Below are 23,786 nucleotides of genomic sequence, written 5' to 3'. Positions count from 1 at the left end.
TCCGGCGGCTGTTGCGATTCCGGCAAGCGCGAAGGGCTTGCCCTGCTGTGGCCCGAGTGTCCCGCTGCCGGCCCGAGAATCGCCCCAGTGGTGGAAGGTCTCACGCCCGCGCCCACGGCTACGGTGGGACCGGCGCGGACGCGTGTCCGCGCTGATTGTCTCCACCACGACCAGGTGTTTGTGGTTCGGGTTGACGCGACGCTCGATGGACAGGGTCGCTCGCAGCCGCTCGGCCGGCACTTCCCCACCGGCACACAGACCCCGGTGGTCAGGTGGGCCACAGCGCGGGTGTTCGACGGGGCGCGTTGGCACAATGGCCGGATGAGCAGGGCTGTCGAGCAGATGAACCGGGCGATGTTGCGGGCCAGGGACGTGATGGACCGGGCGTACGCGGATCCGCTCGACGTCCCGGGCCTGGCGCGGGTCGCCCACGTCTCGGAGTACCACTTCATCCGGACCTTCCGGGCCACCTTCGGCGAGACGCCGCACCGGTACCTTCAGCGGCGTCGGGTGGAACGGGCCATGTACCTGCTGCTGCACACCGGGCAGGACGTGACCGAGGTGTGTCACGCGGTCGGCTTCAACAGCCTCGGCACGTTCAGCCGTACCTTCCGGCAGATCGTCGGCGAGTCGCCCACCGGGTACCGCCAGCGGCGGACGGTACCTGCCGCGCCCGTGCCGAGCTGCTTCACCAAGGCCTGGACCCGCCCGAGCAGTTTTGGATAAGCAGCAGGTCACAGACCTGTTCTAGCGTGTCGGTCATGACGATGAACATGATCAGCCGCTCCCAGCTCTTCGTCCTCGACCAGGACGAGGCGCTCGACTTCTACGTCGGCAAGCTCGGCCTGGAGGTGAGCCTGGACCAGGATCTCGGCTTCATGCGCTGGCTCACGGTCAACCTGCCCGGCGACACGCGCGAGATCCTGCTGGAGAAGCCCGGCCCGCCCAGCCTCGACCCGGCCACCGCCGAGCAGGTCCGTGAGCTGCTCACCAAGGGGGCCGCCGGCGGCTTCCTGTTCATGACCACCGACGACGCCCACAAGACGTACGAGGACCTGGTCGCCAAGGGCGTCGAGGTGACCGACGGGCCGACGGAACAGCCGTACGGGATCGACTTCGGCATCCGTGACCCGTTCGGCAACAAGATCCGGATCGGGCAGATGTTCGACCAGGGCTGAGGACCGGGTACGGGGACCCTGCCCGGCATCCCGACCACCCTGCGGCGGCCCGGAGCGCCGGGCAGGGTAGAACGTGGGACATGGGTGGTGTGCCGCAGGGTTCCCGGGACGGCGGGAATCCGCTCCGTCAGCTCTCCCTCGACCAGCTCCGGCGGCGGACCAGCCACAAGTGGCGGGAGTACCCCGACGACGTCCTGCCGCTCTTCGTGGCGGAGATGGACGTGCCGCTGGCCGAGCCGGTCACGCGGGCGATCACCGAGGCGGTCGCGCTCGGTGACACCGGGTACGTCGCCGGTGGGGCGTACCCACGGGCGTTGGCGGAGTTCGCCCGCACCCGGTGGGGGTGGGACGGGCTGGCCGTGGACCGCACCGCGCTGATGCCCGACGTGATGCACGGCGTCGTCGAGGCCGTGCGGCTGGTCACCGGGCCCGGCGACGCGGTCGTGGTCAACTGTCCGGTCTATCCGCCGTTCTACACCTTCGTGGCGCACGCCGGCCGGCGCATCCTGGAGGCGCCGCTCGGCGCGGACCTGCGGCTCGACCTCGACCGGCTGCGGGACGTGTTCCGGCAGGCCCGTGTTGGTGGGCGGGCGGCAGCGTACCTGCTGTGCAGTCCGCACAACCCGACCGGCACCCTGCACACCGCCGACGAGTTGGCCGCCGTCGCCGAGCTGGCCGGGCGGTACGGGGTGCGGGTGGTCGCCGACGAGATCCACGCTCCGGTGGTGGCCCGGGACGCGCGCTTCGTGCCGTACCTCTCGGTGCCCGGCACGGAGGACGGCCTGTCGCTGATGTCCGCTTCCAAGGGGTGGAACCTGGCCGCCCTGCGCGGTGCGCTCGCCCTCGCCGGCCCGGCCGCCGCCGCCGACCTGGCCCGGGTGCCGTTCGAGGTCAGCGAAAGTACCAGTCACCTCGGTGTGATCGCCCAGACCGCCGCCTACCGCGACGGCGGGCGGTGGCTGGACGCCCTGCTGTCCGGGCTGGACGACAACCGCCGGCTCCTGGCCGAGCTGCTCGCCGAGCACCTGCCGGCCATCCGGTACCGGCCCGGTCAGGCGACCTACCTCGCCTGGCTCGACTGCCGTGCCCTGGGGCTGGGCGACGACCCGGCCGCCGTCTTCCTCGACCGTGGCCGGGTGGCGCTCAACCCCGGCCCGACCTTCGGTACCGGCGGCGCGGGTCACGTGCGGCTCAACCTGGCCACCGCCCCCGAGATCATCACCGAGGCGGTACGCCGGATGGCCGCCGCCGTGACCTGACCGGAGTACCGGTCGAGGGCCGCCGGGCTCCGCCGGTGCCGGCCCGGCCAGGGTGTGAGAAGGGGCCCCTTCTCGACCGTAGAGGTTAAGAAGGGGCCCCTCCTTACACCTACTCGGGGACGCGGCGGTACGCGCCGTCGCTGGCCGAGGTGGCCATCGAGGCGTACGCGCGCAGCGCCGCCGAGACCGGGCGCTGCCGGTCGACCGGGGTGTACGGGCGGTCCCGCTTCTCCTGGGCGATCCGGCGGGCCTCCAGCACGTCGGCGGGGACGTTCAACTCGATCGAGCGGCCCGGGATGTCGATGACGACCTCGTCACCCGGCTCGACCAGGGCGATCAGCCCACCGGAGGCGGCCTCGGGGGAGACGTGTCCGATGGAGAGCCCGGAGGTGCCGCCGGAGAACCGGCCGTCGGTGAGCAGCGCGCAGGAGCGGCCCAGCCCCCGTCCCTTGAGGAACGAGGTGGGGTACAGCATCTCCTGCATGCCGGGGCCGCCCTTCGGGCCCTCGTACCGGATGACCACCACGTCCCCGGCGACGATCTCCTTGGCCAGGATGGCGGTGACCGCGTCGTCCTGCGACTCGTACACCTTGGCCGGGCCCCGGAAGGTCAGGCACTCCTCGGGCACCCCGGCGGTCTTGACCACGCAGCCGTCCGGGGCGAGGTTGCCGTGCAGGATGGCCAGCCCGCCGTCGGCGCTGTACGCGTGCTCGGCGTCCCGGATGCAGCCGCCGGCCGCGTCGGTGTCCAGCGACGACCAGCGGTTGGTGGTGGAGAAGGGCTCGGTGGTGCGGACCCCGCCGGGGGCGGCGTGGAACAGCTCCACGGCCTCGGCGGTGGCGCTGCCGCCGCGCACGTCCCAGTCGGCCAGCCACCGGTCGAGGGTGGGGGAGTGCACGGAGTGCACGTCCCGGTGCAGCAGCCCGGCCCGGTCCAGCTCGCCGAGGATGGCCGGGATGCCGCCGGCCCGGTGCACGTCCTCCATGTGGTACTGCGGCGAGTTCGGGGCGACCTTGGACAGGCAGGGCACCCGACGGGAGATGGCGTCGATGTCGGCGACGTGGAAGTCCAGCTCGGCCTCCCGGGCGGCGGCGAGCAGGTGCAGGATCGTGTTGGTCGAACCGCCCATCGCCACGTCCAGCGCGACCGCGTTCTCGAAGGCGGAGCGGTTGGCGATGGCGCGGGGCAGCACCGAGGCGTCGTCCTGGTCGTACCACCGCTTGGCGATCTCCACGACGGTGCGGCCGGCCTCGCCGAAGAGCGCCTTGCGGGCGGCGTGGGTGGCCAGCGTCGACCCGTTGCCCGGCAGCGCCAGCCCGATCGCCTCGGTGAGGCAGTTCATCGAGTTGGCGGTGAACATGCCGGAGCAGGAGCCGCAGGTGGGGCAGGCGGAGCGCTCGATCTCCCCGAGCTGGTCGTCGGTGACCGCCTCGTTGGAGGAGGCGATCATGGCGTCGATCAGGTCGATCTTGGAGTGCACGATCCCCTCGATCGCCACCGTCTTGCCGGCCTCCATCGGCCCGCCGGAGACGAAGACGGTGGGGATGTTCAGCCGCAGCGCGGCCAGCAGCATCCCCGGGGTGATCTTGTCGCAGTTGGAGATGCAGACCAGGGCGTCGGCGCAGTGCGCGTTGACCATGTACTCCACCGCGTCGGCGATCAACTCCCGGCTGGGCAGGGAGTAGAGCATGCCGCCGTGGCCCATGGCGATGCCGTCGTCGACCGCGATCGTGTTGAACTCCCGGCCCACCCCGCCGGCCTCGGCGACCGCGTCGGCGACCAGACCGCCGAGGTCCTTGAGGTGTACGTGACCGGGTACGAACTGGGTGAAACTGTTGGCGATGGCGACGATCGGCTTGCCGAAGTCGTCGTCGGTCATCCCGGTGGCCCGCCAGAGGGCCCGGGCGCCGGCCATCGTCCGACCGTGCGTGGAGGTCTTCGACCGCAGCTCAGGCATGGCTCCCAGTCTGTCACCGTCGCCGCCGTACGCCCCGGGTGTGTGCGCCGTGTCCCAACAGTTGCACACCCGGTCCCCCACGGTCGGCGCGGATCGGGCACAGTTGAGCTCGTGCCTTTCCCCTCTGGCGTCGCCGTCGCGGCGTTGAGCGGGCTCGTCGCCGCTGCCGCCACCGCCCTGCTGACCGCGTCCGTCCGGCGCCGGACGGGGCGCTGCCGCGTGGCCCAGATCCTGCTGGTCGTGGCCGCCGTGACCGCCACGGCCGGCCTGCTGGTCGGGCTGGCCGTGGGCGTCGGCGACACCGGGCACCGGGGCCACGAGCCGGGTGGGCACAGCGGCTGGGCGGCGGTGGTCGCCGCCGTCACCGTGCTGAGCGGGCTGGCCTTCTGCCTCTGGCTGCTCCGGCTGCCGGGCACCGCGATCACCGCGCGGTCGACCCTGCGGCTGGCCCTGGACGGGCTGGTCATCGCCGCCGCGCTCTGGTTCGTCGGCTGGGTGCTGCTGTCCGAGCCGACCCGCCTGCTCGGCGCGGCCACCCCGACCGCCTGTCCGGCGATCCTGCTCGCCACCGTGAGCACGGCGCTGACCGCCGGGCTCGGGCTCATCGTCGTGCTGCGCGCCGCGCCGCGCCGCCGGCTGGCCGGCTTCGCCGCCGGGTCCACCGCCGTCACCCTGGGCGGGCTCGGCATCGCCGCCGGGCTCTGCCAGGGCGAGGGCCCGCTGGTACTGGTCGGCGCCGCCGGGCTGGCGGCGGGGCTGGCGGCCGTCGCCGTGACGGTGCACGGGGCCGACTCGCCCGGTCAGGTGGAGATCGACCCGACCCGCCGCGACGGCGAGTACGCGGTGGTCCCGATGGTCGCCATGGCCACCTCGGCGATGTACCACCTCGCCCAGGACGGCCGGTTCGACGCGCTGGGCATCGTCGCCGGCAGCGTGGAGGGGTTCGCGCTGGTGGCCCGGCAGTACCTCACCCTCAACGACCTGCGCGGGTACGCCGGGCGGCTGGCCGAGCGGGAGGCGCACTTCCGGGAGTTGGCGCACACCGACCCGCTGACCGGGCTGGCCAACCGGCGGGGCTTCCTCGGCGAGCTGCACGCCCGCGCCCAGGAGGGCGTGCCGCACGTGCTGATCAGCCTCGACCTCGACGGGTTCAAGATCGTCAACGACATGCGCGGGCACGACGTGGGTGACGCGGTCCTGGCCGAGGTGGGCCGGCGGCTGCGGACGGGGCTGCGCGCCGACGACGTCGCCGCCCGGCTCGGCGGGGACGAGTTCGCCGTGCTGGTGCTCGGCGGGGCGGCCGAGGCCGCCCCGGTCGCGCAGCGCCTGCTCGACGTGCTCGGCCAGCCGTACGTCCAGCCCGACGGGCCGGTCTTCCTCTCGGTCAGCATCGGGGTGGCCGGGCGTACCGACCAGGTCGACGTCCAGCTCCTGCTGCGCCACGCCGACCTGGCCCTGCGCTACGCCAAGCAGCAGGGCAAGAACCGGATCGAGCGGTACGACGTGGCGTACGACCGGCTGCTGCGGCGACGCACCACGGTCGAGCACGAGATGCGCGGCGCGATCGGCCGGGGCGAGCTGCGCCTGGCCTTCCAGCCGGTCGCCTCGCTGCCCTCGGTCCGCCCGGTCGGGGCCGAGGCGCTGCTCCGCTGGCACCACCCCGAGCTGGGGCAGGTCCGCCCGGACGAGTTCATCCCGCTGGCCGAGGAGTCCGGGATGATCGCCAAGCTCGGCGCCTGGGTGCTCGACCAGGCCTGCCTGCAACTGTCCCGCTGGCTGGCCGACGGGCACGACGTCTGGGTGTCGGTGAACGTCTCGCCCCGCGAACTGCACGCCCCGGAGTACGTCGTCCAGGTCGCCGAGGCGCTGCGCGCCCACCGGGTGCCTCCGCAGCGGCTGGTGCTGGAGGTCACCGAGCACGCGGTCGCCACCGACCTCGACGAGCTGATCCGGCGGCTGACCGCGCTGCGTCGTACCGGGGTACGCATCGCCCTGGACGACTTCGGCGCCGGGTACTCGTCGCTCGGGCAGCTCCGCCGGCTGCCGATCGACATCCTCAAGATCGATCACAGCCTGGTCGCCGAGCACGAGCCGGTCCGCCCGGTCGACCGGGACGGGCCCGCCTTCGCGCCGATGGTCGACATCGTGATGCGCCTCGGTCACCAGCTCGGCCTGGAGGTGATCGCCGAGGGGGTGACCAACCCGACCGAGTTGGCCGCGGTGGTCGCGGCCGGCTGCCGGTTCGGCCAGGGCGCCCTGTTCGGCTGGGGCGTGCCGGCCGAGCACCTGGAGGCGATGCTGGAGGCCGCCACGTCACCGGGCGCCCGGCCGGTGAACGACCGGTTGCCCGCCCCGCGAGTCGACCAGAGCCGCCCTGATCAGGGCGAACGTCGCTCCGGAGGCGTCGGGGAGCCCGGTGCGCCGAGATCCGTTAACCAACATGTGGGATCAGTTGACTCATCGCGTGAGATGCGTCAGGCTTAGCCCATGTCGTCTCACCGGTCGCTGCGAGTACTTACCTGAGCGCACTCTCCTGCTGTCGAGAGTGCGCTGGCCCCGTGCATCCTGCACGAGGGCTTTTTTCATGCCGTCGGAACTTGACCGACACGGGCCCCGCCCGTGTTGCACTGCCAGAAGAGCCTGACCACTCCAGCCGAAGGCCAGAACCGTCATGACGAGACCAACGCCCGAGACACTCGCCCACTCCGCCCGGCGGGCCCGCGCCGCCGCCGAGCCGGCGGGCGACGTCGACCACACGCCCACCGCCCGCGCCGCCGTGGCCCCGACCACCCCGGTGGCCCGGACCCCCGAGCCGGCCGCGCTCTCGGGCGCCGGTTCGCTGGTGCGGTCCCTGGAGGCGCTCGGCGTCGACGTCGTCTTCGGCATCCCCGGTGGGGCGATCCTGCCGGCGTACGACCCGCTCTACGACTCCGCCGTCCGGCACATCCTGGTCCGCCACGAGCAGGGCGCCGGCCACGCGGCCACCGGGTACGCCCAGGCCACCGGCAAGGTCGGCGTCTGCATCGCCACCTCCGGCCCCGGCGCGACCAACCTGGTCACCCCGATCGCCGACGCGTACATGGACTCGGTGCCGATCGTCGCGATCACCGGCCAGGTGGCCCGGCCCGCGATCGGCACGGACGCCTTCCAGGAGGCGGACATCCAGGGGATCACCCTGCCGATCACCAAGCACAACTTCCTGGTGCAGACCCCCGAGGAGATCCCGCAGATCCTGGCCGAGGCGTTCCACCTGGCCGCCACCGGCCGGCCCGGCCCGGTCCTGGTCGACATCCCCAAGGACGTCCTCCAGGCGCAGACCTCCTTCACCTGGCCGCCCACCCTGGACCTGCCCGGGTACCGGCCGACCCTGCACCCGCACGGCAAGCAGATCCGGGAGGCGGCGCGGCTGATGAGCGGAGCCCGCCGGCCGGTGCTGTACGTCGGCGGCGGGGTGCTCAAGGCCGGCGCCACCGAGGGGCTGCGCAAGCTCGCCGAGCTGACCGGCATCCCGGTGATCACCACGCTGATGGCGCTGGGCGCGTTCCCCGACTCGCACCCGCAGCACCTGGGCATGCCCGGCATGCACGGCACGGTGGCCGCGGTGTACGGCCTGCAGAAGGCCGACCTGATCGTCGCGCTGGGCGCCCGCTTCGACGACCGGGTCACCGGCAAGCTCGACTCCTTCGCCCCGGACGCCACGGTGGTGCACGCCGACATCGACCCGGCCGAGATCGGCAAGAACCGGCACGCCGACGTGCCGATCGTGGGTGACGCCCGGCACGTCATCGACGAGTTGATCGCCGCGGTGACCGTGGAGCGGGCCGCCGGGCGGGTCACCGGGCACGACGACTGGTGGGCCCAGCTCGACGACCTGCGCAACCGGTACCCGCTGGGCTACGAGGAGCCGGGCGACGGCACCCTCTCCCCGCAGTACGTGATCAAGCGGCTGGGCGAGATCGCCGGCCCGGACACGATCTTCGTGGCGGGCGTCGGGCAGCACCAGATGTGGGCGTCCCAGTTCATCTCGTACGAGAAGCCGTACACCTGGTTGAACTCCGGCGGCGCCGGCACCATGGGGTACGCGGTCCCGGCGGCGATGGGCGCGAAGGTCGGCAAGCCCGACACCGTGGTCTGGGGGATCGACGGCGACGGCTGCTTCCAGATGACCAACCAGGAGCTGGCCACCTGCGCCCTGGAGGGCATCCCGGTCAAGATCGCCGTGATCAACAACGGTAACCTCGGCATGGTCCGGCAGTGGCAGACCCTGTTCTACGGTGAGCGCTACTCCAACACCGAGCTGGGCACCCACAAGCACCGGATCCCCGACTTCGTCAAGCTGGCCGAGGCGCTCGGCTGCGTCGGGCTGCGCTGCGAGAACGCCGCCGACGTGGACAAGACCATCGAGGCGGCGATGGCGATCAACGACGCGCCCGTCGTGGTCGACTTCGTGGTCGGCAAGGACGCCATGGTGTGGCCGATGGTCCCCGCCGGCACCAGCAACGACGAGATCATGTTCGCCCGGGGCGTCCGCCCCGTCTTCGACGAGGACGACATCTAGTCGTGGCCGATCGCACCGAGCGCAGCGAGGGCCGTGAGGACATGACGAGGAAGGCACAGCGATGACCATGCACACCCTCTCCGTGCTGGTGGAGAACAAGCCGGGGGTCCTGGCCCGGGTCTCCGGGCTCTTCTCCCGGCGCGGGTTCAACATCGACAGCCTCGCCGTCGGTGAGACGGAGAACCCCGACGTCTCCCGGATCACCATCGTGGTCAACGCCGAGCGTTCCCCGCTGGAGCAGGTCACCAAGCAGCTCAACAAGCTGGTCAACGTGCTCAAGATCGTCGAGCTGGACCCGCAGGTCTCGGTCGCCCGGGAACTGCTGCTGGTCAAGGTCCGCGCCGACCGGTCGGCCCGGGCCCAGGTGCTGGAGACAGTGAACCTGTTCCGCGCCCGGGTGGTCGACGTCGCCCCGGACACCCTGACCATCGAGGCGACCGGCACCCCGGACAAGCTGGACGCGCTGCTGCGTGACCTCGAACCCTTCGGCATCAAGGAGATGGTCCAGTCCGGGCTGGTGGCGATCGGGCGCGGCTCGCGTTCCATCACCGCCGGTCCGACCCTGCGGGCCGCTTGAACACGACCGGTCCGATTCTGCGGGCCGCCCGAACATGACCGGCCCGCCCCTGCGGGCCGCCGCGACAGCACCGGTCGGGCCAGTGGACCGACCGGGCCACAACCGGTCCGGCCCCGGGGGCGGGGCTGGGCCAGACACACCGACCACGACGGGCCGCCCAGGGCCGCCGTACGAAAGGGAAGTTCATGAGCGTTGAGGTGTACTACGACGACGATGCCGACCTGGGCCTGATCCAGGCCAAGAAGGTCGCCGTGATCGGGTACGGCAGCCAGGGCCACGCCCACGCGCTGTCGCTGCGCGACTCCGGGGTCGACGTGGTGATCGGCCTGCCGGCCGGCTCGAAGAGCCGGCCCAAGGCCGAGGAGCAGGGGCTGCGGGTGCTCACGCCGGCCGAGGCGGCGGCCGAGGCCGACGTCATCATGATCCTGGCGCCGGACACCGCCCAGCGGTCCCTGTACGCCGAGGCGATCGCCCCGAACCTCGCCCCGGGCAAGGCGGTCTTCTTCGGGCACGGGTTCAACATCCGGTACGACCTGATCAAGGCCCCGGCCGACGTGGACGTGGCGATGGTCGCCCCGAAGGGCCCGGGTCACCTGGTCCGCCGCCAGTACGTCGACGGCAAGGGCGTGCCCTGCCTGGTCGCCGTCGAGCAGGACGCCACCGGCACCGCCTTCCAGCTCGCCCTGTCGTACGCCAAGGGCATCGGTGGCACCCGGGCCGGCGCGATCAAGACCACCTTCAAGGAGGAGACGGAGACCGACCTCTTCGGCGAGCAGGCGGTGCTCTGCGGTGGCGCGGCGGCGCTGGTGCAGACCGGCTTCGAGGTGCTCACCGAGGCCGGGTACGCCCCCGAGGTGGCGTACTTCGAGTGCCTGCACGAGCTGAAGCTGATCGTCGACCTGATGTACGAGGGCGGCATCGCCCGGATGCGTTACAGCGTCTCCGACACCGCCGAGTACGGCGACCTGTCCCGGGGCCCCCGGGTCGTCGACGCCCGGGTCAAGGAGGAGATGCGCAAGATCCTCTCCGAGATCCAGTCCGGCGAGTTCGCCCGCGAGTGGGTCGCCGAGGACGAGGCGGGCCGCCCGAACTTCGCCAAGTGGCGGGCCGAGGGTGCCGTGCACCCGATCGAGGAGACCGGCCAGAAGCTGCGCAACATGATGAGCTGGGTCGACCGCCCGATCACCGAGACCGCCTGAGCGGTCACCCGTACCACCCGGGCGCTCACCCGCCCCGATGGTCCGCCGACGCCCCCGGCCCGGCGGACCATCGCCGTCCCCTCCCCACCCCCCTCCCCTCCCCACCCCCCTCCCCTCCCCACCCCCCACCCGCCCCACCCCCGCCCCGCCCCCGTTGATCATGGAGTTGGCGGCACCAGGCCAGCCCCTGGGGTGCCGCCAACTCCATGATCAACGCGGTGGTGCAGGGGCGGGGCGGGAGGGGAGGGCGGGAGGGGAGGGCGGGTGGGGTGATCGGGTGTTAGGTCGGGTTTGTGAGGGCACTCACGCTGGTCGTCGGGGCATCCCGGCCGGCCTGACCCCTACGATCGGCGTGAGGTGCGCAAGCGGCACCCACGGCCGTATCCGGTCGGCGCAGGGCGCAGTGCGGCGTCGGCGTCGCACACCTCACCACGCTTTCGACATCTACGAGGACCAATGAATCCTGTCGTACTGATCGCCGAAGAACTCGCCCCTGCCGCCATCGAGGTGCTCGCGCACGACTTCGACGTCCGTCACGTCGACGGCACCGACCGCCCGGCACTGCTCTCCGCGCTCGCCGAGGCGGACGCCGTGATCGTCCGTAGCGCCACCCAGATCGACGCCGAGGCGGTCGCCGCCGCGCCGCGGCTGAAGGTGGTCGCCCGGGCCGGGGTGGGTCTGGACAACGTCGAGGTGCCGGCCGCCACCGCCCGGGGTGTGATGGTCGTCAACGCCCCCACCTCGAACATCGTCTCCGCCGCCGAGCAGGCCCTCGCGCTGCTGCTCGCGGTCGCCCGCAACACCGCCAGCGCCAGCGCCGCGCTGAAGGCGGGGGAGTGGAAGCGGTCGAAGTACACCGGCGTGGAGATCCAGGGCAAGACCGTGGGCGTGGTGGGTCTCGGCCGCATCGGCGTGCTCTTCGCGCAGCGGATCGCCGCCTTCGGCACCCGGCTGATCGCGTACGACCCCTACATCCAGCCGGCGCGCGCCGCCCAGCTCGGCGTCCGCCTGGTCGGGCTGGAGGAGCTGCTGCGGGAGAGCGACTTCATCTCGATCCACCTGCCCAAGACCCCGGAGACCGTCGGGCTCATCGGGGAGAAGGAGCTGGCGATCGTCAAGCCCGGCGTGCGGATCGTCAACGCCGCCCGGGGCGGTCTGGTCGACGAGCAGGCGCTGGCCGACGCGATCGCTGAGGGCCGGGTCGGTGGCGCCGGTGTCGACGTGTACGCCAAGGAGCCCTGCACCTCCTCGCCGCTGTTCGCCTTCGACAACGTGGTCGCCACCCCGCACCTGGGTGCCTCCACCGCCGAGGCGCAGGACAAGGCCGGTCTCGCGGTGGCCCGCAGCGTCAAGCTCGCGCTCCAGGGCGAGTTCGTCCCGGACGCGGTGAACGTCCAGGCCGGCGGCGTGGTCGCCGAGGACGTCCGCCCGCTGCTGCCGCTGGCCGAGAAGCTCGGCCGGGCCTTCACCGCCGTGGCCGGCGGCGTCGCCGCCAGCGTCACCGTCGAGGTACGTGGTGAGATCGTCAACCACGACGTCTCGGTGCTGAAGCTCGCCGCGACCAAGGGGCTGTTCAGCTCGGTCGTCGAGGAGCAGGTCACCTACGTCAACGCGCCGCACCTGGCCGCCGAGCGCGGGGTCGAGGTCACCCTGACCACCCAGGTCGAGACCACCGAGCACCCCAACCTGGTCACCGTCCGGGGCGCCCTGCCCGACGGGCGTACCGTCAGCGTCTCCGGCACGGTGGCCCACACCGGCAACCGTGACGTGCTCAAGCTGACCGAGGTGGACGGCTTCGACGTGGAGATCGGCGCGGAGGGCATCCTGCTCTTCCTCCGCTACGCCGACCGGCCGGGTGTGGTCGGCACCGTCGGTACCCTGCTCGGCGAGGCCGGCGTCAACATCGCCGCGATGCAGGTCGCCCGCCGGGAGGCCGGGGGCGAGACGCTGATGACCCTCACCGTCGACCAGGCGCTCGGGGCGGACCTGCTCACCTCGGCGGCCGACTCGATCGGCGCGACCTCGGCCAGCGCCGCCGACCTGCGCGACGAGTAGGTACAGGCCGGACCGGACAGGTCCAGATGGGCCGGGGGACAGCTCCCGGCAGGACAGACGAAGGGGCCCGGCCGTACACGGCCGGGCCCCTTCGTCGTCCGGGCCGCCCCGGCGTCACCGGCCCTGGACGGGCACCGGTCGCTGCCCGGCAGGCGGCGGGTAGACCGAGCCGTCCTGCAGGTCGAAGAGCATCAGGCCGTGCTCGCCGGCGAGCCGTTCGATGTCGAGCAGCACCTGGTCGGCACAGGTGGGGAAGAGGTTCATCTCGACGTGGTCGCTGGCGGCGTGCAGCGGCGCCCGCTCCCAGGGGGTGCCCGGCGTGGCCGGGCGGTCGGGGTAGATGGCGGTGACCGCCCGGTAGAACGCCACCACCCGGGGGTCGGGGTAGCGCTCCACATGCTGTCCCTGCCGGCACCGTTGCACCGCTGCCCGCACGTCCGCGGGGGAGGCCCCGTCCCACATGGCCCACACGCTCAGATCGAAACTCACGGCGGACAGCGTGCCATCCGCCGGTCACCACAGCGCAACTACCCCGTGTACCGGTTTGGCGAAAATCCTGTCCGGACGGTCCGCTGTGGAGACCCTTGCGTCGAGTTGCGTCGATTCGATAGCGTTGCCGTGCGGCTACCGGCCGTGCTCGTGGTGTCGACCCGTCTTCGGGTGGCGAGGTCCGGCGCCCTGGTCGACCGGCCCGCGCCCCTCGATTGCGCAAGCCACGCGCACTCGTCGCTGACCGGCCCCCACGGTCGTTGCCGAGATGGTGGGGGCCGATCGCGGGCCGGCCCGGCCGACGACGCCAGGGCCGACGACGGTCGGCCGGTGGCGGTTCGGTCGGCGGCGGGCCCGGCCGACGGTCGGTGATCTGTCAGGGGCGTCCACGGTCGGTCGGTGGCGGTCAGCGACGGCGGTGCGCGAAGAGCGCGCGGTACTCCGAATCGGCGCGGAACCAGGCCAGGCCGGTCGGGCCGGCCGCGTACAGGGCGGTGGCGTAGGCGTCGGCGACGGCGAGGTCGGGCCCCACCACCGTGGCGGCGACGAGCTGGTCGGCGGGTTCCCCGGTGCGCGGGTCCACCACGTGTCCCTGCCGTCCGGTGACCCCGGAGGTGCCGATCGCCCCCGCCGTCATCTCCAGCACCAGCGGGGCCCGCCGGCTGTCGGTCGGGTGGTGCACCGCGACCCGCCAGGGCCCGCCGTGCGCGGCGGTGCCGCGTACCACCAGGTCCGCGCCGGTGAGGACGGCGTAGTCGCTGACCCCGGCGGCCCGCAACCGGGCGGCGGCCCGCTCCACCGCCCAGCCGCCGAGCAGCCCGCCCGGGTCGAACCCGCCCGGCACGGCCCAGGCGTCGAACCAGCCGTCGGTGGCCGCCCGCATCGCCGCGCACCGGTCCACCAGGTCCGCCAGCGGCGGGTACGACTCGGGGCTGATCTCACCCCGGCGCAGCCGCGAGACGAGACTGTCCGGCCGGTTCGGCCCGTACGTGAGGTCGATCGCGCGCAGTTCGGCGACCGCGTCCCGCAGCGCCTCGCCGACGGCCCGCCGGCCCAGCTCGTGCGGGGCGTTGAGGAAGAGGGTGTACTCGGCGGTGGAGGTCCGGACGGTGTGGGTGGCGCTGAGCCGGCCGGTGGCCGTGGCGCCGGCCCGGTCGGGCCGGGTGTCGCGGGGGCCGAGGCGCAGGTCGGGCCGACGACTGCGGTGGGCCGGCTGGTCCACCCATCTGGTCCGCGGTTGTCCGTCGATCCGCATCTGGCGTGCTCCCTCGCAGGCGGTGCCGCGTCGCTGCGGTCACCCGGGTCACCGGGCCCGGCGACCCGGGCACGTTCACGGTAGGCAGCGAAGTTGACCGGACCATGAATGCCACCTGGAAAGGCCCTGTGCATCTCGCTTTCCCACGATGCGGAAGATGTGTACCGGGGGACGGGATGGCGTCGTACCGTCGACCTGACCGACGACGCAGAGGAGCGCAGGGTGGCACGGATCGCGGTGGTGGCCGGGGACGGGATCGGGCCCGAGGTGGTCGCGCAGGCCCGCAAGGTCATCGACGCGGTGCTCCCCGGAGTCGAGGCCACCGAGTACGACCTGGGCGCCGCGCGCTGGCACCGCACCGGCGAGGTGCTGCCCGACTCGGTCCTGAGCGAGCTGGCCGGGCACGACGCCATCCTGCTCGGTGCGGTCGGCGACCCGACCGTCCCGCCGGGCGTGCTGGAGCGGGGCCTGCTGCTCAAGCTCCGGTTCGCCTTCGACCAGTACGTCAACCTCCGGCCGTCGCGGCTCTGGCCCGGCACCGCCGGCCCGCTCGCCAACGTCAAGCCCGGCGAGGTGGACCTGGTCGTGGTCCGGGAGGGCACCGAGGGGCTGTACGCCGGCGCCGGCGGCACGCTGCACCGGGACACCCCGGCCGAGGTGGCCACCGAGGAGAGCCTGAACACCCGGCACGGGGTGGAGCGGGTGATCCGCGACGCCTTCGCCCGCGCCGGCCGCCGCGAGCAGCGCAAGGTGACCCTGGTGCACAAGACCAACGTGCTCACCCACGCCGGCTCGCTGTGGGCCCGCGCCTTCGAGGCCGTCGCCGCCGAGCACCCCGACGTCACCACCGAGTACCAGCACGTCGACGCGGCGGCGATGTTCCTGGTCACCCAGCCGCAGCGGTACGACGTGGTGGTGACCGACAACCTCTTCGGCGACATCCTCACCGACATCGCCGCCGCGGTCACCGGGGGCATCGGCCTGGCCGCCAGCGGCTGCATTAACCCCGACGGCCGGTACCCGTCGATGTTCGAGCCGGTGCACGGCTCGGCCCCGGACATCGCCGGCAAGGGCGTGGCCGACCCGGTCGCCGCCGTGCTCTCCGCCGCCCTCCTGCTCGACCAGCTCGGGCACCCGGAGGCCGCGGCCCGGGTCACCGACGCCGTCGCCACCGAACTGGCCAGCCGCGCCCCGGGCGTACCCCTGAACACGGCCGAGGTGGGCGACCGCCTCGCCGGCTACGCCGTAGCCTGATCCCGGGCCGCCGGGCGCTCCGCGCGGTCGGGGCGTCGGCGTCCCGTCCGGAATCCGACCGGGGTGCGGTGGTGCCCGCCGACGCGGCGGGGCCGGGTGGGCGCAGGCCCGCCGCCGGCCCGACCACGCGCGTGCGGTCGGTGGACCGGGCGCCACCACGAAGGCCACCTTTCCCCGAGCGGCACTTTCCGCTTAACGAGCGTTCGGGGTAAGTTGCAGAACATCTGACGTCGGTCCGCCAACCTCGGCGTGCCGGGACGATTCTTGGAGGTCAGCGCGATGAGCGGTGGTGACAAGCTCGATTTCGAGATCCGTCCGAACTCTGCGGCGGTACCCGCCGCCGACCGGGCTGCCCTGCTGGCCAACCCCGGGTTCGGCCGGGTCTTCACCGACCACATGGTCACCATCCGGTACGCCGAGGGCAAGGGCTGGTACGACGCCCGGGTCGAGGCGCGCGCGCCGATCCCGATGGACCCGGCCAGCGCGGTCCTGCACTACGCGCAGGAGATCTTCGAGGGCCTGAAGGCGTACCGCAGCGTCGGCGGCGGCGTGACGATGTTCCGCCCGGACGCCAACGCGGCCCGGCTGGCCGCCTCCGCCCGGCGGATGTCCATGCCGGAACTGCCCGAGCAGGTGTTCCTCGACTCGCTGCACCGGCTCGTCGAGATCGACCGGGAGTGGATCCCGGAGGACGAGGACGGCAGCCTCTACCTGCGGCCGTTCATGTTCGCCAGCGAGGTCTTCCTCGGCGTGCGCCCGGCCAACGAGTACCTGTACGCGGTGATCGCCTCGCCGGTCGGCGCGTACTTCTCCGGTGGCATCAAGCCGGTGACCGTCTGGGTCTCCCCGGAGTACACCCGGGCCGCCCCCGGTGGCACCGGCGCGGCCAAGTGCGGTGGCAACTACGCGGCCTCCCTGGTCGCCCAGGCGGAGGCCATCGAGGCCGGCTGCGACCAGGTGGTCTTCCTGGACGCCGTGGAACGCCGGTACGTCGACGAACTGGGCGGGATGAACGTCTTCTTCGTCTACGACGACGGCACCCTGGTCACCCCGCCGCTGAGCGGCACCATCCTGCCCGGCATCACCCGGGAGTCGGTGCTGGTCCTGGCCGCCGAGGCCGGCCACCGGGTCGAGGAGCGCCCGGTGAGCTTCGACGAGTGGCAGGCCGACGCGGCCAGCGGCCGGCTGCGCGAGGTCTTCGCCTGCGGTACCGCCGCCGTGATCACCCCGATCGGTCAGGTCCGCTTCCCCGACGGGGAGTTCGCCATCGCCGACGGCGGTTCCGGCGAGGTCACCATGACCCTGCGGCAGCAGTTGGTCGACATCCAGCGCGGCAAGGCCGCCGACCCGCACGGCTGGGTGCGCCGGGTGCTCTGACCCCCGACCGCCCACCACCCGATCCGGCTCGACAGACGGCCGGCACCGTCTCCACACGGTGCCGGCCGTCGCGCGTCCCACCCGAGATCGGGCGGGTGGCGGTCAGTGGAGCAGGTGGGTGCGGAGCGCGGTGAGCTGGGCGTCGGTGACGCCGGCGGAGCGGAGGTAGCCCTCGACCGAGCCGTGGGCGGCGCGCAGTTCGGCGAGGAACAGCAGCATCGTCTCGGCCGGTGAGGCGAGCCAGGCCGGCGGCAGGGTGCCCCGTTCCGGCATGACCTCGGCGGCCCAGGCGGCGAAGCGTCGGGCCGCCTCGGCGGTCAGCGCGTAGTCGGCGGCGATGTCGGCGTCGGCCACCCCGAGCACCGACAGGGTCAGCGCGCAGACGATGCCGGTGCGGTCCTTGCCGGCCACGCAGTGCACCACCACCGGGGCGTTGGCGCTGTCGGCGATCAGCCCGATCGCGTCGGCCAGGCCGGCGGTACCGGTCTGGGCCAGGTCGGCGTACCGGTCCGCCAGGTACCGGGCCAGGTCGCTGCCGGGCTGGTACGGGCTCTCGTCCCACTCGGCGTGCTCGGGGTGCACGTGCCGCCAGGTCAGGCCGGTGAAGTCGGGTACCCGCCCGTCGCGGGTGACCTCGTACGGGCGGCGCAGGTCGACGACGGTCCGGACACCGAGGGCGGCGAACGCCTTTCGGTCGGTGTCGTCGATGCGGTGCAGCGAGTCGGAGCGGTACAGCCGTTGCCACCGTACGGTGCGGCCGTCGTGGCCACGGTAGCCACCGACGTCGCGGAAGTTGAACATGGCGGTGAAGGGGATCCGGCGGCTGTTGTCGGTGACGTCCACGTCGACACGGTAACGGCCGGCGGAGCCGTGCTCCACCGGCCGTTACCGCCGCCTCGGAGGGACCTCCGGTCGGCGGGGACCGTCGTCAGATGATCCGCCCGGCGCTGCCCGGCGGCATCGCCGAGTGCCGCTCGCCGTAGTAGCCGCCCAGCCGCTCGCGGTACGCCGGGTCGCCGTGGCTGCTCTCGTCGTACTCCGGGGCGGCCTTGATCTGGTCCTTCTCCCGGTCGACGTAGACCTTCTGCTCGTCGTGGTCGACGTGGTTGACGGTGCCCGCCGGCAGCATCACCTTCTTGCCGAAGATCCACGGGCCGGTGTCGACCACGAGGTAGCTGTCGTCGACCTCGTGGCTGGCGTTGTCGATCTTGCCGATGCTGCCGTCGGTCGCCTCGACCCTGTAGCCGGTCAGGTCGCTACCGGTCACACCCGCCTCCTCGCGGTACCGCCAGGGGTCGAACGAGCCGGCGGGCGCTCCGCCCGGGACCGCGCCCTGGGTCTGGTCGAAGGGGGTGGTGCCGGTCGGGTTGGGCGTGCGATCGTACCCCTGCGGCGCGGTCGCGCCGGTGCTGTGCCCGGTGGACTCCGGCGTGTGGGTGTCGAACGGGGCGGTGTGCGTGTCGATGCGTTCCATCGGGGGCTCCTGTCCCGGCCGGCGAGCGGCCGTCTCGGAGGTAATCTGCGCTGTCCCCGAAACTCCTACCCGGGCCTTTGCCGGCTACACCCCCGAGACGGGACGAAATCGCCGGGCCCGGCGACGCCGTCCCGGCCCGGCTCGCCGTCCCGACATGTGGATTTTGCCTCCCGGAGCCACCCCGCGAGTGGCAAAGTACCGAGCGTGATCAGGTCCGTCCTGATTATCAGCACCTAGCGCGCCGGCTCCGTCTCCGCCAGCGCGCAGACCTCCCGCATCCGCGGGGGGTCTTTTTGTTGCTTCATGAAAGGGCCCTCCGGATGACCTTCCAGGTGTACGACACGACGTTGCGCGACGGTGCCCAGCGAGAGGGCCTCACGTACTCGGTCGTCGACAAGCTCGCGGTGGCCCGGCTGCTCGACGAACTCGGGGTCGGCTTCATCGAGGGTGGCTGGCCGGGGGCCGTACCCAAGGACACCGAGTTCTTCCGCCGCGCCCGTACCGAACTCGACCTGAAGCACGCGGTGCTGGTCGCGTTCGGCGCCACCCGCAAGGCCGGCGTCGCGGTCACCGAGGACCCGCAGGTGCGTGGCCTGCTCGACGCCGAGACCCCGGCGGTCGCCCTGGTCGCGAAGGCGGACATCCGGCACGTCGAGCGGGCGCTGCGGACCACCGGCGCGGAGAACCTGGCGATGGTCCGGGACACCGTGACGCACCTGGTCGGGCAGGGCCGGCGGGTCTTCGTCGACGGCGAGCACTTCTTCGACGGGTACCGGCACGACCCGGTGTACACCGCCTCGGTGGTCGAGGCCGCGCTGGCGGCCGGGGCCGAGCGGTTCGTGCTCTGCGACACCAACGGCGGCATGCTCCCCTCGCAGGTCACCGCCGCCATCGCCGACCTGGCCGCGCGGACCGGGGTCGACCCCGGACTGCTCGGCATCCACTGCCAGAACGACACCTCCTGCGCGGTGGCGAACACCATCGCCGCGGTCGAGGCCGGGGTGCTGCACTTCCAGGGCACCGCCAACGGGTACGGCGAGCGTCCCGGCAACGCCGACATCTTCGCCGTGGTCGCCAACCTCCAGCTCAAGCTCGGGCTGCCGGTCCTACCGGAGGGCTGCCTGGAGCAGATGGTGCGCGTCTCGCACGCCATCAGTGAGATCGCCAACATCGCCCCCGACACCCACCAGGCCTACGTCGGGGCCGCCGCCTTCGCCCACAAGGCGGGGCTGCACGCGAGCGCGATCAAGGTGGATCCGCTGCTCTACAACCACGTGGACCCGGCGGTGGTCGGGAACGACATGCGGATCCTCGTCACCGAGATGGCCGGCCGGGCCAGCATCGAGCTCAAGAGCCGCGAGCTCGGGCTGGACCTGGCCGGCCATCCGGAGACGCTGTCCCGGGTGACCAAGCGGGTCAAGGAACTGGAGGCCGGCGGGTGGTCGTTCGAGGCCGCCGACGCGTCCTTCGAGCTGCTGGTCCGCTCGGAACTGCCGGACGGCGCCCCGCCGCGACCGTTCGACCTGGAGTCGTACCGGGTGCTGGTCGAGCACCGCGAGGACGGCGCGGTGGTCTCCGAGGCCACCGTGAAGATCCGGGTGCAGGGCGAGCGGGTGATCGCCACCGCCGAGGGCAACGGCCCGGTCAACGCCCTGGACGAGGCGCTGCGGGTCGGGCTGACCAAGCACTACCCCGAGCTGCGGGACTTCGAGCTGGCCGACTACAAGGTGCGGATCCTGGAGGGCACCCACGGCACCGGCGCGGTGACCCGGGTGCTGGTGGAGACCGTCGACGGGGCGGGCCGGGACTGGACCACCGTCGGGGTGCACCCGAACGTGGTCGAGGCGAGCTGGCACGCCCTGGTCGACGCCCTCACCTACGGCGTCGCGCGCGCTTCGGTGTAAGGAAGGGCCCCCTCTTAACGCCTACGGTAGAGAAGGGTTCCCTTCTCACCCCCGACCTCATGAGGGCGGGCGCGGTGCGGGTGGTCAGGCGGCCGGTAGGCGTAGCTCGGCCAGGACGGCGCGGTGGTCGCTGCCCGGTACCGGGTGCACGGCGACGGAGCGGACCGCGATCCGCCGGTCGACCAGGACGTGGTCGATGACCACCGGCGGGATCGGGTCGCCGTCGTACGGGCCCCAGGTGCCGGTCAGGCCCGCGCCCACCGCGGCGGCGGCGTCGACGTACCCGGTGTCCAGCAGGGTCCGGAGCGGCGCGTGGTCGAGGGTGGCGTTGAAGTCCCCGGCGAGGATCCCCAGCGGGCCGTCGGGGGTGGCCGGGGGCTGGGTCGCCAGGTCGGCGCGCCAGTGCCCGTTCTGGTCGAGGGCGTACGGGGCGGCCGGGTGCACCGACTCCACCCGGACCGGGGGAGCGCCGGGTGGGGTGACCGTGCCGTACGCCTGGCTGAAGCCCCAGCCGCCCCGGTTGTGCCGGACGCCGTCCGCGCTGATCGGCAACCGGGTGTAGAGCGCGGAGCCGACGGTACCGACCTGCGGGTTGGTCCGCCGGTGCGGCAGCAGCCCGGCCAGCCCGAGGCGGTCCAGGTCGGCCTGGGTGTCCGGGGTGAACTCCTGGAGGGCGAGCACGTCGACCCGGTGGGCCCGGACCAGGTCGACCAGGGTCCGGGCGTCGCCCGCCCCGGCCAGCACGTTGGCGGTGAGCACCCGCAGCGTGGGTCCGGTGGTCGCCGGCTGCGGGCTGCCGAGCGCCCGGGGTGCCACCACCGCGAGCAGCGCCAGCGCCGTGCCGGCCGCGACCACCGCCGGCCAGCGGCGGCGCAGCGCGAGCGCGAGCAGCAGCGGTACCAGCGACCCGGCGGCGACGTACGGGGTGAAGGCGAGCAGTTGCACCAGCGGGCCGGGCTCGACGCCGACCAGGCGGGCGAGGGCCCAGCCGGCCCCGGGGGCCACGGCGATCCAGCACAGTGCGGTCCGGCGTGACTGCCTCGGCGTCGTCAGCGGACGGTCGGTCTCGATGGTCACGCGGGTCACCATAGCGGATCTCCGTACCCATTTCGTGAATGGTCGAGCCTTCGTATTTCGCAATGTGCGGGCGCCTCAATCAATGACGCGACATGCGGTGATCAACTATTGACTGCGTTGTTTTTCCGGTGCTAGGTTCCACCTGGTTACGGCGCCGAAACTCAACGTGGTAAAGCCTGTTCAGATCGGGTCTGAGGCGCGCTCGTCCGGCGTCTGCGGCTCGGTCTGAATCCTGGTGCGGAATTGTCGTTCCCGCTCGGGTGAAATCTCGCACTGCAATTATCCGGCCCGCGGTCAGCGGGATCGGCCGTATCACCCCGGTCATCCAAGGAGAACCCATCATGGTCAAGTTCTTTTCCCGTAGATCGGCGGCGGTGGCGCTCAGCGCGCTGGCGCTGACCCTCGCCGGTGGCGGCGTCGCCGCCGCCCAGTCGACCACGTCGCTGAAGGCCCCGCTCGACTCCGTCCAGCCCGCCGCGCCGGGCGTCCTCGGCGGCCAGCCGCAGGTCACCGCCGCGGAGGCCCGCGAGGCCAAGGCGGCGCTGAAGAAGTCCGTCGGCACCAACGCCGTGCCCGGCTCGACCTCCTACGCGCTGGTGAACGGCGCCGGTGGGTACGTCCGCGGCTACGACGCGGTCTCGTCGAAGAAGTACGGCCCCGGGCAGTACCAGGTGGTGTTCAACCGCAACGTGGTGCGGGGCGGCTACGTGGCGACCATCGGGACGCACACCGAGTGCTGCGTCCCGCCGGCCGGCCAGGTCTCGGTGGCACCCCGGCTGGGCACGCCGAACGCGGTCTTCGTGCAGACCTACACCTCGGCCGGGGTCCCGGCCGACCTGCCGTTCCACCTGGCGATCTTCACGTACTGACCCGTACCGCCGCACGGTGCCGGCTCCCGCGACGGGGGTCGGCACCGCTGTGGCGTCCAGGTTGTCCGGTCCCGGTGGCGATGCTGTCGCCGAGGCCCGGAAAGGACGCCTCTGGCGCGGGAAGTCCGACGTTTGTCGAGCCGCCGGCCCGGGAAGCAAGCACCGTGACGGACATCTCGGACACCCTGGCCAGCCTGCCCACCCCGGTCGATCCCGACGCGACCGGCGCCGAGCTGGAACAGACCCTCTTCGAGGTCAAACGTGTGATCGTCGGGCAGGACCGGCTCGTCGACCGTCTGCTCACCGCGCTCCTCGCCGACGGGCACTGCCTGCTGGAGGGCGTACCCGGGGTGGCGAAGACGCTCGCCGCGCAGACCCTCGCCACCGTGGTCGGCGGCAGCTTCTCCCGGGTGCAGTTCACCCCCGACCTGGTCCCCTCGGACATCGTCGGCACCCGCATCTACCGGGCCTCGACGGAGACCTTCGACGTCGAACTCGGCCCGGTGATGGCGAACCTGCTGCTCGCCGACGAGATCAACCGTGCGCCCGCGAAGGTGCAGTCGGCCCTGCTGGAGGCGATGGCCGAACGCCAGGTCTCGATCGGCGGGCGCACCTTCGAGGTACCCGAGCCGTTCCTGGTGCTGGCGACCCAGAACCCGATCGAGTCGGAGGGGGTGTACCAACTCCCGGAGGCGCAGCGGGACCGGTTCCTGATGAAGATCGTCGTGGACTATCCCGGCGACGCCGACGAACTCGCCATCCTCTACCGGATGAGCAGCCAGCGGCCCCGGGCCCGGCAGGTGCTCGACCCGCTGCGCCTGCGTGCGCTGCAACGCCGCGCCGAGCAGGTCTTCGTCCACCACGCCGTGGCCGAGTACGTCGTCCGGCTCATCCTCGCCACCCGCGACCCGGCCCGCTTCGGGCTGCCGGAGATCGCGCCGATGCTGGCGTACGGGGCGAGTCCCCGGGCCACCCTCGGCCTGGTCGCCGCCGCGCGGGCCCAGGCGCTGCTGCGGGGCCGGGAGTACGTGCTGCCCGAGGACGTCCGGGAGTTGGCGGTGGACGTGCTGGCCCACCGGCTGGTGCTCTCCTTCGACGCGGTGGCCGACGGGATCACCGCCGAGTCGGTGGTCCGGCGGCTGGTCGCCGCGGTGCCGCCGCCCCGCATCGCCCCCGGTCGGGACGAGCGTCCCGCCACCACCGGAACCGGCGGGCCGAACCGCGCCGACCTGGCGGCGGCATGAGCGAGCGCAGCGAGCGAATCGTCGTTGTCGTTTCTCGTGCCGTGGGCGAGCGCAGCGAGG

Annotated in this window: 19 protein-coding genes; 13 read left to right on the top strand and 6 right to left on the bottom strand. The window is 72.6% G+C overall.

The window, feature by feature from the left end; genetic code table 11:
• The first annotated feature begins 321 nt into the window (after window positions 1–321).
• The 3 genes from ACQUFX_RS18145 (at window position 322) to ACQUFX_RS18135 (ending at window position 2,437) form a co-directional block, all read left to right on the top strand.
• Complete coding sequence (locus ACQUFX_RS18145) at window positions 322–726, top strand: helix-turn-helix domain-containing protein (protein WP_428961530.1); 405 nt, start codon at window positions 322–324, stop codon at window positions 724–726.
• Between the two features lie 35 nt (window positions 727–761).
• The gene (locus ACQUFX_RS18140; RefSeq protein ID WP_083978213.1) at window positions 762–1,178 is read left to right on the top strand and encodes a VOC family protein; all 417 of its coding nucleotides are present in this window, start codon (window positions 762–764) and stop codon (window positions 1,176–1,178) included.
• A gap of 80 nt (window positions 1,179–1,258) precedes the next feature.
• Entirely contained in the window at window positions 1,259–2,437 is a 1,179-nt protein-coding gene (locus ACQUFX_RS18135; protein WP_428961529.1) for a MalY/PatB family protein, read from the top strand.
• 109 nt (window positions 2,438–2,546) lie between these two features.
• Here the strand turns inward: ACQUFX_RS18135 and ilvD are convergent, their stop codons facing one another.
• Window positions 2,547–4,394: a dihydroxy-acid dehydratase gene (gene ilvD / locus ACQUFX_RS18130; RefSeq protein ID WP_428961528.1), complete on the bottom strand. Its 1,848-nt coding sequence runs from the start codon at window positions 4,392–4,394 to the stop codon at window positions 2,547–2,549.
• A 111-nt stretch (window positions 4,395–4,505) separates the two neighbouring features.
• Between ilvD and ACQUFX_RS18125 the strand changes: the two genes are divergently transcribed.
• The 5 genes from ACQUFX_RS18125 to serA all read left to right on the top strand — a co-directional run bounded on the left by ACQUFX_RS18125 (window position 4,506) and on the right by serA (window position 12,783).
• A complete protein-coding gene (locus ACQUFX_RS18125; protein ID WP_428961527.1) occupies window positions 4,506–6,878 on the top strand; it encodes a putative bifunctional diguanylate cyclase/phosphodiesterase in 2,373 nt (790 codons plus the stop codon).
• 187 nt (window positions 6,879–7,065) lie between these two features.
• Complete coding sequence (locus ACQUFX_RS18120) at window positions 7,066–8,952, top strand: acetolactate synthase large subunit (protein ID WP_067360175.1); 1,887 nt, start codon at window positions 7,066–7,068, stop codon at window positions 8,950–8,952.
• Window positions 8,953–9,013: 61 nt separating this feature from the next.
• Window positions 9,014–9,529 carry an acetolactate synthase small subunit gene (ilvN, locus tag ACQUFX_RS18115; protein WP_067360173.1) on the top strand — a complete coding sequence of 172 codons (516 nt, stop codon included), beginning with the start codon at window positions 9,014–9,016 and terminating at the stop codon, window positions 9,527–9,529.
• A gap of 185 nt (window positions 9,530–9,714) precedes the next feature.
• Window positions 9,715–10,728 carry a ketol-acid reductoisomerase gene (gene ilvC / locus ACQUFX_RS18110; RefSeq protein ID WP_428961526.1) on the top strand — a complete coding sequence of 338 codons (1,014 nt, stop codon included), beginning with the start codon at window positions 9,715–9,717 and terminating at the stop codon, window positions 10,726–10,728.
• Window positions 10,729–11,184: 456 nt separating this feature from the next.
• Window positions 11,185–12,783: a phosphoglycerate dehydrogenase gene (serA, locus tag ACQUFX_RS18105; RefSeq protein WP_428961525.1), complete on the top strand. Its 1,599-nt coding sequence runs from the start codon at window positions 11,185–11,187 to the stop codon at window positions 12,781–12,783.
• 114 nt (window positions 12,784–12,897) lie between these two features.
• On the opposite strand, the gene ACQUFX_RS18100 is transcribed toward serA, so the two are convergent.
• Both ACQUFX_RS18100 and ACQUFX_RS18095 read right to left on the bottom strand, forming a co-directional pair.
• On the bottom strand, window positions 12,898–13,272 hold the full coding sequence (locus ACQUFX_RS18100) for a hypothetical protein (RefSeq protein ID WP_428961524.1): 375 nt from the start codon (window positions 13,270–13,272) through the stop codon (window positions 12,898–12,900).
• A gap of 406 nt (window positions 13,273–13,678) precedes the next feature.
• Window positions 13,679–14,527, bottom strand: a complete 849-nt coding sequence (locus ACQUFX_RS18095) for an FAD:protein FMN transferase (RefSeq protein ID WP_428961523.1) — start codon at window positions 14,525–14,527, stop codon at window positions 13,679–13,681.
• Window positions 14,528–14,749: 222 nt separating this feature from the next.
• On the opposite strand from ACQUFX_RS18095, the gene ACQUFX_RS18090 reads away from it, so the two are divergent.
• A complete protein-coding gene (locus ACQUFX_RS18090) occupies window positions 14,750–15,781 on the top strand; it encodes a 3-isopropylmalate dehydrogenase (protein WP_067360163.1) in 1,032 nt (343 codons plus the stop codon).
• 279 nt (window positions 15,782–16,060) lie between these two features.
• Window positions 16,061–17,158 (top strand): branched-chain amino acid aminotransferase, encoded by a 1,098-nt coding sequence (locus ACQUFX_RS18085; protein ID WP_067360159.1) that lies wholly within the window; start codon window positions 16,061–16,063, stop codon window positions 17,156–17,158.
• Window positions 17,159–17,260: 102 nt separating this feature from the next.
• Here ACQUFX_RS18085 and ACQUFX_RS18080 read toward each other — a convergent pair whose 3' ends face one another.
• Window positions 17,261–18,037: a tyrosine-protein phosphatase gene (locus ACQUFX_RS18080; protein ID WP_428961522.1), complete on the bottom strand. Its 777-nt coding sequence runs from the start codon at window positions 18,035–18,037 to the stop codon at window positions 17,261–17,263.
• Between the two features lie 49 nt (window positions 18,038–18,086).
• Window positions 18,087–18,425 (bottom strand): PRC-barrel domain-containing protein, encoded by a 339-nt coding sequence (locus tag ACQUFX_RS18075; RefSeq protein ID WP_428966995.1) that lies wholly within the window; start codon window positions 18,423–18,425, stop codon window positions 18,087–18,089.
• A 527-nt stretch (window positions 18,426–18,952) separates the two neighbouring features.
• Between ACQUFX_RS18075 and cimA the strand changes: the two genes are divergently transcribed.
• Window positions 18,953–20,536, top strand: a complete 1,584-nt coding sequence (cimA, locus tag ACQUFX_RS18070; RefSeq protein WP_428961521.1) for a citramalate synthase — start codon at window positions 18,953–18,955, stop codon at window positions 20,534–20,536.
• A gap of 84 nt (window positions 20,537–20,620) precedes the next feature.
• Here cimA and ACQUFX_RS18065 read toward each other — a convergent pair whose 3' ends face one another.
• Window positions 20,621–21,625, bottom strand: a complete 1,005-nt coding sequence (locus ACQUFX_RS18065; RefSeq protein ID WP_428961520.1) for an endonuclease/exonuclease/phosphatase family protein — start codon at window positions 21,623–21,625, stop codon at window positions 20,621–20,623.
• Between the two features lie 329 nt (window positions 21,626–21,954).
• Here ACQUFX_RS18065 and ACQUFX_RS18060 point away from each other — a divergent pair, with 329 nt between their 5' ends.
• Window positions 21,955–22,482 (top strand): hypothetical protein, encoded by a 528-nt coding sequence (locus tag ACQUFX_RS18060; RefSeq protein ID WP_428961519.1) that lies wholly within the window; start codon window positions 21,955–21,957, stop codon window positions 22,480–22,482.
• Window positions 22,483–22,646: 164 nt separating this feature from the next.
• Window positions 22,647–23,726 carry an AAA family ATPase gene (locus ACQUFX_RS18055; RefSeq protein WP_428961518.1) on the top strand — a complete coding sequence of 360 codons (1,080 nt, stop codon included), beginning with the start codon at window positions 22,647–22,649 and terminating at the stop codon, window positions 23,724–23,726.
• The last annotated feature ends 60 nt before the right edge of the window (window positions 23,727–23,786 follow it).

It is taken from the genome of Micromonospora fluostatini (genome assembly GCF_050410825.1).
GTDB classification, from domain to species: Bacteria; Actinomycetota; Actinomycetes; order Mycobacteriales; family Micromonosporaceae; genus Micromonospora; species Micromonospora rosaria.
The sequence above is the reverse complement of the archived record's forward strand: the minus strand, read 5'-3'. Positions and strand labels throughout refer to the sequence as shown.